General features: G+C 43.9%; 9 protein-coding genes and 2 pseudogenes. 7 read left to right on the top strand and 4 right to left on the bottom strand.

Annotated elements, in window-relative coordinates:
* The first annotated feature begins 57 nt into the window (after window positions 1-57).
* A complete protein-coding gene (locus V7L07_RS14825; RefSeq protein ID WP_335058989.1) occupies window positions 58-1,392 on the top strand; it encodes a GTPase family protein in 1,335 nt (444 codons plus the stop codon).
* 133 nt (window positions 1,393-1,525) lie between these two features.
* Here the strand turns inward: V7L07_RS14825 and V7L07_RS14820 are convergent, their stop codons facing one another.
* The 3 genes from V7L07_RS14820 to V7L07_RS14810 all read right to left on the bottom strand — a co-directional run bounded on the left by V7L07_RS14820 (window position 1,526) and on the right by V7L07_RS14810 (window position 4,222).
* Entirely contained in the window at window positions 1,526-2,758 is a 1,233-nt protein-coding gene (locus V7L07_RS14820) for a DUF4336 domain-containing protein (RefSeq protein ID WP_335058987.1), read from the bottom strand.
* A 425-nt stretch (window positions 2,759-3,183) separates the two neighbouring features.
* Window positions 3,184-3,585 (bottom strand): ExbD/TolR family protein, encoded by a 402-nt coding sequence (locus V7L07_RS14815; RefSeq protein WP_335058985.1) that lies wholly within the window; start codon window positions 3,583-3,585, stop codon window positions 3,184-3,186.
* The gene (locus tag V7L07_RS14810) at window positions 3,569-4,222 is read right to left on the bottom strand and encodes a MotA/TolQ/ExbB proton channel family protein (RefSeq protein WP_335058983.1); all 654 of its coding nucleotides are present in this window, start codon (window positions 4,220-4,222) and stop codon (window positions 3,569-3,571) included. The genes V7L07_RS14815 and V7L07_RS14810 overlap by 17 nt, the downstream gene beginning before the upstream one ends.
* A gap of 185 nt (window positions 4,223-4,407) precedes the next feature.
* Here V7L07_RS14810 and V7L07_RS14805 point away from each other — a divergent pair, with 185 nt between their 5' ends.
* The 6 genes and pseudogenes from V7L07_RS14805 to V7L07_RS14780 form a co-directional block, all read left to right on the top strand.
* A complete protein-coding gene (locus V7L07_RS14805) occupies window positions 4,408-4,596 on the top strand; it encodes a hypothetical protein (protein WP_335058981.1) in 189 nt (62 codons plus the stop codon).
* A gap of 338 nt (window positions 4,597-4,934) precedes the next feature.
* Window positions 4,935-6,389 (top strand): TonB family protein, encoded by a 1,455-nt coding sequence (locus tag V7L07_RS14800; protein WP_335058979.1) that lies wholly within the window; start codon window positions 4,935-4,937, stop codon window positions 6,387-6,389.
* Between the two features lie 510 nt (window positions 6,390-6,899).
* On the top strand, window positions 6,900-7,145 hold the full coding sequence (locus tag V7L07_RS14795) for a hypothetical protein (RefSeq protein ID WP_229550863.1): 246 nt from the start codon (window positions 6,900-6,902) through the stop codon (window positions 7,143-7,145).
* Between the two features lie 10 nt (window positions 7,146-7,155).
* Window positions 7,156-7,770, top strand: coding sequence for a hypothetical protein (locus tag V7L07_RS14790; RefSeq protein WP_335058977.1), 615 nt, complete (start codon window positions 7,156-7,158; stop codon window positions 7,768-7,770).
* Between the two features lie 512 nt (window positions 7,771-8,282).
* Window positions 8,283-9,862: pseudogene (locus V7L07_RS14785) on the top strand (group II intron reverse transcriptase/maturase).
* Between the two features lie 87 nt (window positions 9,863-9,949).
* Window positions 9,950-10,423, top strand: a pseudogene (locus tag V7L07_RS14780) (hypothetical protein); the annotation flags it as partial.
* 274 nt (window positions 10,424-10,697) lie between these two features.
* On the opposite strand, the gene ilvA reads toward V7L07_RS14780, so the two are convergent.
* Complete coding sequence (ilvA, locus tag V7L07_RS14775; RefSeq protein WP_335058975.1) at window positions 10,698-12,209, bottom strand: threonine ammonia-lyase, biosynthetic; 1,512 nt, start codon at window positions 12,207-12,209, stop codon at window positions 10,698-10,700.
* Window positions 12,210-12,605 lie beyond the last annotated feature (396 nt).

Genomic DNA, 12,605 nt, shown 5'->3' with positions numbered 1-12,605 from the left:
TATCCCTTTGAGAATCGCTATAAGATTAGTAAAAGGGTCTTCTAGGTTTGGATGAAAATGACTGAGCAACGTGATGCTGATTTACCATCAACCGATTCTCAGCAATTGAGCGAACCGACCAACAAAACGATTACCAAGTCGGTCGATAATTCCTGGACAAACCGCCTTGGTGATATCTGGAACAAAGCAACAACACGTCTAACGCAACTCCTACCCGTAGAACAAGTGGCACAGACGGTTGTGGAATGGTTTAGTGTCAGCGAAACTCAGGTTGCAGAGATTTTAGAGAAAATCCAAGCCGAACTACCAACTACAGAAGCCCTTCTAATTGGTAAACCCCAAGCCGGAAAAAGTTCAATTGTCCGGGGGTTGACGGGAGTTTCTGCCGAAATTATCGGTCAGGGATTTCGTCCTCATACGCAACACACCCAGCGCTATGCTTATCCTTCCAATGACCTGCCATTACTGATTTTTACTGATACGGTGGGATTGGGCGATGTTAAACAAGATACTCAAACAATCATTCAGGAGTTAGTTGGCGATTTACAACAGCAAACGCGTTCCGCCAGAATCCTCCTTTTGACCGTTAAAATCAACGATTTTGCAACTGAAACTCTACGACAAATTGCTCAACAACTACACCAGAAGTATCCAGACATCCCCTGTCTGCTGGTAGTTACTTCCTTACATGAGGTTTATCCTGCCGATACCGCCGATCATCCCACCTATCCGCCAGATTATGAGGAAGTCAATCGCCCATTTGCCGCAATCCAACAAGCCTTCGCAGGAATAACAGATCGCTCTGTACTCATCGACTTTACCTTAGAAGAAGATGGCTACAATCCGGTATTTTACGGCTTAGAAGCACTGCGAGATTCCTTAGCAGAACTCCTCCCACAAGCAGAAGCCCAGGCAATTTATCAGCTATTAGATCGAGAAGAAGTAGGTCAGCAAATTAGCAACCTCTACCGAGATGCTGCACGCCGTTATATTTTGCCATTTGCAATTATGTCTGCTACCCTCGCTGCTGTGCCTCTGCCATTTGCCACAATGCCCGTACTCACTGCCTTGCAAGTTTCAATGGTGGGTCTTTTGGGTAAATTATATGGGCAGACAGTTACCCCATCTCAGGCGGGAGGTGTTGTAAGTGCGATCGCAGGTGGTTTTTTAGCACAGGCCATTGCACGAGAATTAATTAAATTTATACCAGGTTTTGGGAGTGCGATCGCCGCCTCTTGGGCAGCCGCTTATACCTGGGCACTAGGGGAAGCAGCCTGCGTTTACTTTGGTGATTTAATGGGAGGTAAAAAACCCGATCCCCAGAAAATTCAGTTGGTGATGCAAGAAGCATTTAAGGTGGCGCAAGAACGGTTTAAAGGAATTAAACGTTAAGAAAATTTTAGATTTTGAGTTGGCTGCTTCAACTTATGCAATTAACTGAAGGCGTAATAAAATCTAATTAGCCAAAACACTTGTAGAGACGGCGATTTATCGCATCTTGTAACCCAAGCGTATTGATCTATGCCTACACCTTTTCCTTTGCTGCTGGCACAATGCCAAACTTATTTAAACCTGCATCGATTTCCCTCAGTGTTTTAAAATCCTCCTCTGGTAAAGGATAGCTGCTACTACTCAAGAAACCTTCACTGACAGCAGGCTGCTTTTCCAAAAAAGAGAAAGCTTGGCGAAATTGCTGCGGTTCGGCTTTAATCGGTGAATCAAAATGGCAGGGAATAATCCACTCAAAGTCCCAACTTGCAACTTTATCAGCCCACTCAATGGTTTCCTTCGGTGCGCGGTTCAGAATCAATGTCTGTAAAATTGGGGCGACAAATAAACGCCCATTTCCTCGCAAAGCATCAAACGATCGCTGCCAATCTGGATGCCATTTAAAGGGATACAATCCAAAATAGGCTTTTCTTGAGCGTTCTGGTGCTTTCAGGGCATCTTGAAACACCTGACTCCATTGGGGTATATCTAGTGCCTTTGGTTGAAAGTACAAAGCAAATAACGAGATCCGCCCCCATCCCTTACGGCGATTTTCCTGAATGTCTGCAACAATATCAGAAGCACGATCCTTAGCATGGAATAGCAAAGGATATGGATCTAATAGAACGATCGCAGGTGGATCTTCTGGGATCGAAAGCACGGAATCTGTTACTAAAAGAGTATGCGATCGCTTGTGAAAAAAAGCAACTTCCGCAAATCGACCAGCCCCAAGAGCGATGGGACCAAGCATTGCATAATCAAACTCATCAGCAAAGGGTGTTTTGCGACTATCTTCTGGGAGTAATTGAGTTCGTTTTGGGGGTAAGCCAAGCCAGCTAAGGGGTAGATTTAGCGGAAAACTCCACTGATGGGGAGCCACAAACACCTGTGCAGTCGGAAAGTATCTGGCGAAGGGGCCGACGAAAACCTTGTGTTCTATACCAGAGATAGTTGGCAAAATAATGTACTTAACATTACCATGTTTGGCCACCAACTCATTCACAAGCCGGATGCACTCTGGGGTTGGCGCAACAGGCGCATAAACGAGAAGACCTCCAGTTTCGAGCTTAACAACAGTCATACGAATCGGTACAACAACGTAGAAAATGCCCTGAATCTGGTCAAAATTCCAAATTGTGTCCTTAAGGACTTCTTTACGAATTGTCTGCCGCCTGCCATAAGGGTAGAGTGGCAAAACAGGCCATAATCCCCAGGAAAAATCCCTTGGGTAAACCTGTTGTGTATTGACTATGCGTTCATCATCAGCCACTCTGCAACCCCCTCCAAATTCGCTGCTCAAATTGTTTTTATTTGTTATTCCTAAAGTTGGAGTTTAGCAAATTATTGAGATAACAATACCAATTCGTAATGGGCTATGTCCCACTTCGCTAACTTAATTCGTAATTTGTAATATCTTTGATGTAGTGTTAATTCACAATAAAAATCATGAGCAAATATAAAATTTTTAAGCCTGAGCAAAGTTATACTTTTAGTCAATATTTTTTGTTACCTGGACACTGGAAAGTAGACAATATCTAATCCCCTGCTTTCTGCCTTATCCCAACGATATAGCGTTTCCTATTCAGATGAGGTACAACGTTAAATTGCAAGTTGTAGGGAACATACCGTACCCCTACAGGTGTACCTCACGTAAACGAGAAACGCTATAATTATTTACGCCGACCTACTTAGTTTTTATCTTTGGGTAGCGATCGCTAATTTTGCCCCTGGAACCTGACGTACCCGATCCATCACAGCCACCACCTTACCATGAGTGACTTTTTCATCAGCATTAATAATTACTAACACTTCTGGGTTAGAACCAACTAAAGTCCGCACTTGCGCTGTCAAATCGTCAACTGTCGTTGGTTTACGGTTCAAGCTTAACTGTCCTTGTTCATCTACCGTGATCGTAATTTTAGAAGGAACTTGCTGTTGTTTAGCTGTCGCTGCCTTCGGTAAATTTACTGGCAAACCTTCGGAACGTGTTAAAAACAAAGTTGACATGATAAAAAATGTCAAAATTGCAAAAATCACATCAATCATCGGCACAATATTTATCTGTAATGGAAGTTCTGGTTCATCTGGTAGGCGCATAAGTTTTTTCTCCTCGTTCATAACGACGGCGGTAAAGTAATTCTAGCTGTCCCCCATACTCTTGAATTAGCGCAATTTGCCGTTGGTACAATCCCCGGAAGGTATTGGCAAACATGAGTATGAATATGGCAACGATCAATCCTGATGCTGTTGATACCAAAGCTTCACTAATCCCAGATGTCACACCAGTTGTTTTAGTGCCTCCTACATCACCAAGGTTTAAGGAGGCAAAGGAAGCTATCAATCCTAACACAGTGCCAAGCAGACCCAACAGTGGTGCGAGACTAATGATTGTCTCAAAAATGTTTTGAAAGCGTTTGAGTAGAGGTATTTCAGCCTGGGCTTCGCTTTCTAATGCCAAACGAAATTCCTCTGGATTTGGCTCTTCTAATTCTAAAGCCGCCAGAAAAATTCGTGCCAGTGGCAAATCTGCGTTTTTCTGAAGTTTATCCATTGCGCCGACAACATTATCGAGACGGTAGAGATTCAAAACATCTCGCACCACGCGGCTTTGACGCTGATTGATTCTTACCCAAAACCTAATTCGCTCAATGATCAGTGCCACACCCAATACCGAAAACGCCAACAGGGGCCACATGACCACACCGCCTGCTACAAACAAATTTTGAATTCCCATGTAGTGCCTCTATAACATCATCCACAATACAAAATCAGACTACCAGAATCTCAAGAAAAGCTGAAACTTATTCTCAATAAAATATAAGATATTATGATAACTTTTTCAAATGTAATGTTCATGATTTTTATTTAATTGTTTGGTTTACATAAATTAATTTAATTAAATTGAAATAGAAATTAATTTTGTCCAAAAACCATGATATGGGAGTCTATAGCTATTTTCAGGTAAATAGACCACGTGGTAGGGGCACAGCATTGCTCATTGGTGTCAACTTAACGCGAAACAGGCGGTTAGAAACCGCGTCTACACAAACAAAAGCTACCGATCCTGGGTTTCAAAACCTTGATTTGACCTTACGGACTTCCAAATAAAAAAATATTCAATTAACTCTTGTGGGGTGGGCGTTTCGCCCGCCCAGGCTATATGGCGGGCAAGATGCCCACCCCACAATATTTGGATAATTTATTTCTTGGAGTTCCCTTAGTCCGCGGAGACGGACAATGCCAGCCAGGACAAAAGTTTACACTAATGAGTATTGCTGTACCCCTACGACAGATATGGTTCAAATACATGAAAACTGCTGTAACAAAGATGTTTTTGCTAGTTCGAGATTCCATAACGCTATCCTAAATAATTTTAATTGTTTACTTGATATTTATAACCTTGCATTCTAAGATAGCTAAATTAGTGAGAATAGGTAGCAATAGCTATGAGTTTTTCTGGCATTACTGTCGAGCAACGTTCCAAAGAAGTTGAGGCTCTCAAGTCTTTTCTGACTTACAGTCTGATAGGTTCACTGGCGCTGCATATTGGCGTACTGTCTTCAGGCATAAGTAATTATTTGACGAGAGTACCCACAGGTGAAGAAGAACCAATAGAGTTTGCGATCGTGGATTCTCCAACTGCGGAACCAGAAAAACCAATTGCAGAGATTCCAGAAGAAATCAAAAAAGAACCAGAGATTGTCCAAAAACAGCCTATAGAAACTCCACCAGTAGAAAAAGTTCAGCAGGAAGAACAGATTACAGCAGTTGCTCAGAAGCCACAGCCAACAAATACACCGCCAAAAGCAATTGCTACCAAGCCAGAAGTTCCTGTGAAATCTGCACCCATTCCACGATCGCCTCTATCTGAAGATTCCCAAGCAAGTTCAGCGGGTGGCGGTGGTGGTGGTGGCGGCGGCTCTGGTGTTGGTTTAGGCTCTGGTAGTGGTATTGCTGTAGGTACAAGCAGTGGTACTGGCAGTGGCGGAGGTACTGGCACTGGCACTGGCGGTGGTGTTGGCAGTGGAACTGGCACTGGCACTGGTAGCGGAACTGGCAGTGGAACTGGCAGTGGAACTGGCAGTGGCATTGGCAGTGGAACTGGTAGTGGAATTGGCAGTGGAACTGGCAGTGGAATTGGCAGTGGAATTGGCAATGAAACAGGAAACCGTCCGACAGTAGCAACAGCGCCCACACCTCCAAAAATTAACAATTCAGGTAATGGTAATGGTCGTGCAGCCTGCCGTGAATGTAATGCTAAATATCCAGAGGCAGCAAGACGGCGAGGAGTTGAAGGCAGAGTAGAAGTAGCTGTAGATACTGATGCACAAGGGAATGTGACAAATGTGCGGATTGCTCGCTCCAGTGGAAACCGCGATTTGGATGAAGAAACAGCCAGACAAGCGCGTGAGTGGAAATTAAAACCCGCAGAAGGTGGTAGACAAGGAGTGTCCATCGCCACTGAATTTGCTATACAAGGTTCACGACGATATCGCCAAGTTCAAGAACGGAAAACACAAAGACAAGCCGAAGAGAGAACCCAGCAGACAACGGCTGCCAATTCCACAGAGGAAGCTCCAAGACGCAGGCGCAGAGAGTTTTTACCCTCATCAAAACCAGCAATATCTGGATTTAGTAGACGGTTGGAACCTCAAAGAGTTGAAAATACTTCTACAAACTCATCATCTGAAACTAGAACAACTCGTACTCAAGGAACTGCAAGAGAGTCCTTACGCCGCATCCAACGTGAACGAGCGACTACCAATTCATCACAAAAGCCACAAGCACCCACAAATCGGCGGCGGCGAAGAGATAATGCTAGCCAAAACAAGTTGCGGGAAGCTTTGCGCGGTTTACGCCAACAACCTCAATCACAACCTGCTGCTCCCAGTCAGCAGTAGTCTGACATACTGCATAAAACAGGGTTGCAATTATACTTGGATTAGCGATCGCACACCGTCTTCTATTTTTAGGAGGCGGTTGTTTTTTTTAGACAGGAATAGCTTCGTCAAGTATTTGATTTGCCAATCAATAGAAGTGGAAGTGAATAATCCTGCACTTTTCTCTATTCATTTCTGATAATGAGGACAATAGACATCTCCGAAAAAGAATTGTTTTGACGTAGCACTGCTACGTCTCTACAAGGGTTCTGGGTAACGCATCTTTAATTTCTGGAGATGTCTAATGTAAATCGTCTGCGCCTAAGAAATGGTGCTAGTGTTTGCTCCTCTTATATGCTTAGAGAATAGTCAATAGCTAACTCTCAAATTGCTCATCGGCACTTTATGGTAGGCGTCAAATTCACTGATTTGAATAAAACTTCTACATAAACACACACTGATGCGGTTTGATTTGCTTGAATAGCTATATTGATAGGACATTGATACGACGGCAATTCACAATTCCTGATTATGGCAAGTAAATTCATTGATGTTAGGGAATATACTGTCCGGGCGCACAAAAGACAGATTCATACTCGTGTTTTCCAGTTTGTCTGTAAAGAGTGTAACGATCTGACAAAGCGCGAGACTTTTGGCCCTCGACCCTTATATTGTGAGAGATGTCGCCCTCCCCAACCGCCTAAGAAATCCCAACCAACATCTCAGAAGGCAAAACCCAGAGCAATGTCTTATAAAAGTGATATAGATTTAAATTGATTAAAACCTTATGACTCAAAATGGACAATTAGAACCGCCTCCAGGCACTTTTCTCTCACCACTGTTGGAATTGCGAGATTATTATGCTCGCCTCACAGAAGAGTACGAACGCCTCTTTGTGCAGGCGCGATCGCAGCTCGATCATGTAGAAGCGTTGTTGTCTAACTGGTCTTTTTCTGATGCCAACAAACAGATATCAAGACTAACTGCGGCTGATGAAACCTCAAATCTTTCCCCAGAAGGTTCTTTACGGTTTTTATCACCCCTTGATGACATCGACGAAATCAACTTAGTGGAGTCTGTACAGTCAGAACAAAAAGACTCAAATCAGGTTGAGATCAATAATTCTTTTTCTGCTGCTGTTGATACAAAAGAGAGTCAATCTGTAACTACATCAACAGATCCAAAGATCGCCCCAGAGAACAACGATAGTTCCACGAAGGTGGTAGAAATCCCCTTACTACCTCAATATCAGCACACTATCTCGCGAATGGAAGCCATAAAACAGCTATTGCAAGAGCAGATAGGTACTGTTTGTCATATCGATTTTATCGTGCGATCGCTTTATGGAGAGTTGTGCGATTCGTTGCTTAGTGAATCACGGTATCAGCCCGTACATAACTAAGCCAGCCTGACAGCAGATTACTGTCATTAAAGGCTGAACTCTCGGTCAGATGCAAGTGCAAGTCTTGCCATTCAGACTCAGAATTGACTCCTTACCTGCCCACACCGAACAAGCTCGGTTCTTGTAGAGTGAAGCTGGGAACAGGGCGCAAACAGACAGCCGTTGCGGGCTGACACTGGCGCTAACAGGGAGTTCCTACGGCGAAACCGGGTCTAGAAAAGCAACTTACATAAAAGCAGGGCGCAACACAAAAATCCCTGACTTCACTGGAGAATCAATTCCCGCCGCATTTTAACTTTGATAGCGGCAAGAGTCTAGGGAATCCAGTAGTTGAATTGACCACGCCTAACGGAACTATCAATCTCTCCGAGGGAACGAATAAAAACGAGTTGTGGGTCTAGGGGCTTTCGTTCCCCAAGTAGCCCAGACGAGCGGAGGAATCCCCACAATTCGGGTAGGACGAACCGTAATTGGTTCGAGGTGTTCAGAATACACAAACCAGAGAAGAGAAAATGATTAGACACAGTAGACATACTAGTGAATCTTGGAAAGCCCTACCGTGGAAGAAATTCCGCCGAAATCTTTTCCGCCTTCAAAAGCGCGTGTACAAAGCGGTTCTTGTTGGAGACAAGCGGAAAGCTAGGTTACTCCAAAAGCTTATTCTAAAATCTACCTCGGCTCGATTTCTTGCAATTAGACTTGTATCTCAGCTAAATGCTGGTAAAAAGACGGCTGGTATTGATGGTAAGAAATCCCTCTCATTTGAAGAACGCTTCAACCTTGAAGAAATACTGAAAATGAATAGTGGAAATTGGAAGCATCAAGGCTTACGGGAAATCCCCATCCCAAAGAAGGACGGGACTACCAGAATGCTTAAAATACCAACTATCGCGGATAGAGCTTGGCAATGCCTCGCAAAATATGCACTCGAACCAGCACACGAAGCCACTTTCCACGCCAGGAGTTACGGGTTCAGAACTGGGCGCTCTGCCCATGATGCACAAATGTACATCTTTGATAACCTACGCTCACAAAGCAACGGAATAGATAAAAGAGTTATAGAACTCGATATCGAAAAATGCTTTGACAGGATTAATCACTCAGCAATAATGGACGAACTCATCGCCCCTAAAGGCTTAAAACTCGGAATATTCCGATGCCTCAAGGCGGGGGTTAATCCAGAATTCCCCGAACAAGGTACACCTCAAGGGGGAGTAGTTAGTCCACTATTAGCAAATATCGCGCTCAACGGAATCGAAGATATTCACAAATATCATCGAGACTACAAACGGGGAAGGAGAATAACAGACAATACCTCAGAAAAGCATATTGTCGAACCATCGATCCGATACGCGGATGACATGGTTATTATACTCCGACCCGAAGATGACGCAATAGAGATACTTGAGAGAATCAGCGAGTTTCTCCGCAAACGCGGAATGAATGTAAGCCAAAAGAAAACCAAAGTTACCGCCACGACAGATGGGTTTGATTTCCTCGGATGGAACTTTAAAGTCCAGAAAAACGGAAAGTTTAGAAACACTCCCTCGGTGGACAATTTCAAGGCATTCCGTAAGAAAGTAAAACACATCGTCAACAACTCGAACTATGGTGCTACCACAAAGGCTGAGAAATTAGCCCCGGTAGTTAGAGGCTGGAGAAACTACCATAAGTTCTGCAAGATGGACGGGTCTAGAAACTCGTTATATCACATCAAAAAAAGAGCTTACACGGTATTTAACAAGGAAACCAAGCAAGACCGCTATTCTAGCAAGAAATTACTAGACAAAGCATTCCCAACAGTTTCCTACTCCGAAAACAAACACGTTTCTGTCAAAGGAACTAAATCACCCTACGACGGAGATACAACCTACTGGAGCGAACGCAAAAGAAGCTCTACGGCGGCGGAACCTCTATTGCTCTTAAAAAGCAAAACCATAGATGTGCTTCCTGCGGCTTAAAGTTCATTGATGAGGAACGGGTTCACCTGCATCACATTGATGGAAATCATGCCAACTGGAAGAAAAATAATCTTGAAGCAATTCATGAGAGTTGCCACGATTACAAACACATGAGCAAAGGCGCAAGCTAAGAACATCGGAAGCTGGGTGCGGTGAAAGTCGCACGCCCAGATTTAACTGAGAGGTGCGGGGAATAATATCCTCCATCGACTCAACCAGATTCCAATCTATTCAGAGTAGTTAAAGGTAGGGTGCAATCTTCCCTCACCCAAGGTAGAGAAAGAAATTACTGGGTAACTATTCCCGATGAACCAGGTTGTTATACTCTGGATTTAAGTCTGGTAGCCCCAAGTAATCGCAATGGTGCTTCTAGGAGTATCAAAAACAAAAATAAGAAGCCTTTCATACCCCCGACAAAAACAGTACCGATGCTCAAAGCCTTTGAGGGTCTATTCTTGATTGATGCCCTCACCTCTCTATTAGAACAAAATCCAGGTAAAGTTTTCAGCGTCGCTGAAGTCATCGCCGGAATTTATGGAGAAATAGATTCTCAGCAACTTAGAGAGATCAAAAATAAGGTGCTGAATGAATTATCTAGAGGCTATCGTACAGGCAGATTCGCTAGGGTTCCTAATCAAATCGGCTTCTATACTTGGGACTCCAATCTGATATTGAAGGGTAGTTCTCGTTAGATTGGGGATTGGGGAATGGAGACTGGGTATTGGGGATTGTTTTTCTACTCCTTTGCCTCTCTCTGCACCTCTATTGTTTACTCTCTATTACCCAATACGCTTGGGTTAAGGGCTACTGGCAACAATTTTGGGTTTTCGAGACGCGATAAATCGCCGTCTCTACAAGTGTTTTTGGGTTATCTGAACTGTATTGCTCTATTACCTACTCCCTACTCTCCCCCATCTTCCCCATCTTCCCTAGTCCCCAGTCCCCAGTCCCCAATACCCAATACCCCTATCCCAAAAACAACTTATATGCCGGATTTTTGTTTTCATCCCAATAGCGATAGCCCAAATGATCGAGAAAAGCTTGCCACTCTTCCATCTCGTGGGGGGGAACTTGGATACCAACAACGATTCGTCCGTAGTCTGCACCGTTGTTGCGGTAGTGAAAAAGACTGATATTCCAGTTGGGACTCATGGAAGTAACAAACTTCATCAATGCGCCGGGACGTTCGGGAAACTCAAAACGATAGAGCAATTCATTGTGAGCCAGGAAAGAGTGCCCACCTACCATGTGCCGTAGATGTAACTTGGTTAGTTCGTCGTCCGTTAAATCAAGGGTTTCAAATCCATGAGCTTCAAAGGTTTCTACCATCTTTGCAGCATCAGCACGGTTTTGAATTTGCACACCTACAAAAATATGGGCTGTTTTTTCATCGGCAATGCGATAATTAAACTCGGTAAGATTACGGTTGCCAATACATTCACAAAACTGCCGAATACTTCCCCGTTCTTCTGGAATTGTAACTGCAAAGATCGCTTCGCGGCGTTCACCAAACTCTGCTCGTTCTGCGACAAAGCGGAGGCGATCAAAATTCATGTTTGCACCGCAGGCAATAGCGATTAAGGTTTCTCCCTGGATTTGTTCTCGTTCGACGTAAGCTTTAGCAGCTGCGATCGCTAATGCACCAGCCGGTTCTAAAATTGATCGCGTATCCTCAAACACGTCTTTAATCGCAGCACAAGTAGCGTCTGTATCCACCAAAATGATTTCGTCTACATACTGCTGACATAAACGGAAGGTTTCTTCACCGACTTCTCGCACCGCCACGCCATCAGCAAATAACCCCACTTGAGACAAGCGCACCCGATGTCCAGCTTTGAGCGATTGAGACATCGCATCAGCATCTACTGGTTCAACACCAATAATCTTGATTTCGGGACGCAACCGTTTCACATAAGCCCCAATCCCAGAAATTAATCCGCCTCCTCCAATCGCAACAAAAATCGCATGGATGGGTTGCTGATATTGCCGTAAAATTTCCATCCCGATTGTTCCTTGTCCGGCGATGACATGAGGATCGTCAAAGGGATGAATAAAGGTCAATCCTTTTTCTATTTCTAATTCACGGGCATAGCTATAAGCATCGTCGTAGGTGTTTCCATGTAACACAACTGCCCCGCCCCTCATTCTCACAGCGTCCACCTTGACTTGAGGCGTAGTTATTGGCATCACGATAATCGCTTTGGTTCCCAAGCGATTGGCTGCAAGGGCAACTCCTTGAGCGTGGTTCCCCGCAGATGCCGCGATTACACCTTTTGCTAAAATATCTGGTGGCAGTTGCACCATTTTGTTATAAGCACCCCGTAATTTAAAAGAAAATACTGACTGCATATCTTCACGTTTCAACAAGAGTTGATTATTCAGCCGCGCAGATAAATTTGGTGCATACTCAAGTGGTGTTTCCTGAGCAACATCATACACACGGGCAGTCAGGATTTGAATTAGGTAGTCGCAAAACATGGGCGTCAAGGTGTTAGCAAATGCTGGATGGAGATTAATTTTATGTTACAAGCGATCGCACTGGTTTTATTTAATAGCACCCTATCGAACTTTTAAGTGAATAAAATAGGAGTCAGAATACAGAATTCAGAATTGGTGAATACTCTACCCATAAAGGGATAGAGTTTTAAGGCGAGAATCGCTAATGCTGCGCTATCGCGGACTCGCTCATACCGTTGCCATGCCGTTGGCGGAGCCTCTATCTAGTAGAGAAGGCAATACGTAGCGCTATCACCCACTCGTACAGAATTCATACTGAATTCTTCTTATAAAATTTCAAAATTACTCATACTGTTTGAAGAGAAATAACTTCAGGGATGAGAATTTTTGGTAACTTCAAATTTTATGCGATCGCTC

It is taken from the genome of Nostoc sp. (assembly GCF_036916985.1).
In the GTDB taxonomy this organism is placed as follows: domain Bacteria; phylum Cyanobacteriota; class Cyanobacteriia; order Cyanobacteriales; family Nostocaceae; genus Nostoc.
The sequence above is the reverse complement of the archived record's forward strand: the minus strand, read 5'-3'. Positions and strand labels throughout refer to the sequence as shown.

Bases quoted from the DNA above. Each gene is read 5' to 3' on its own strand.
- V7L07_RS14815 (WP_335058985.1), bottom strand. From the start codon at position 3,585: ATGCGCCTACCAGATGAACCAGAACTTCCATTACAGATAAATATTGTG.
- V7L07_RS14825 (WP_335058989.1), top strand. From the start codon at position 58: ATGACTGAGCAACGTGATGCTGATTTACCATCAACCGATTCTCAGCAA.
- V7L07_RS14800 (WP_335058979.1), top strand. From the start codon at position 4,935: ATGAGTTTTTCTGGCATTACTGTCGAGCAACGTTCCAAAGAAGTTGAG.
- V7L07_RS14810 (WP_335058983.1), bottom strand. From the start codon at position 4,222: ATGGGAATTCAAAATTTGTTTGTAGCAGGCGGTGTGGTCATGTGGCCC.
- ilvA (WP_335058975.1), bottom strand. From the start codon at position 12,209: ATGTTTTGCGACTACCTAATTCAAATCCTGACTGCCCGTGTGTATGAT.
- V7L07_RS14790 (WP_335058977.1), top strand. From the start codon at position 7,156: ATGACTCAAAATGGACAATTAGAACCGCCTCCAGGCACTTTTCTCTCA.
- V7L07_RS14795 (WP_229550863.1), top strand. From the start codon at position 6,900: ATGGCAAGTAAATTCATTGATGTTAGGGAATATACTGTCCGGGCGCAC.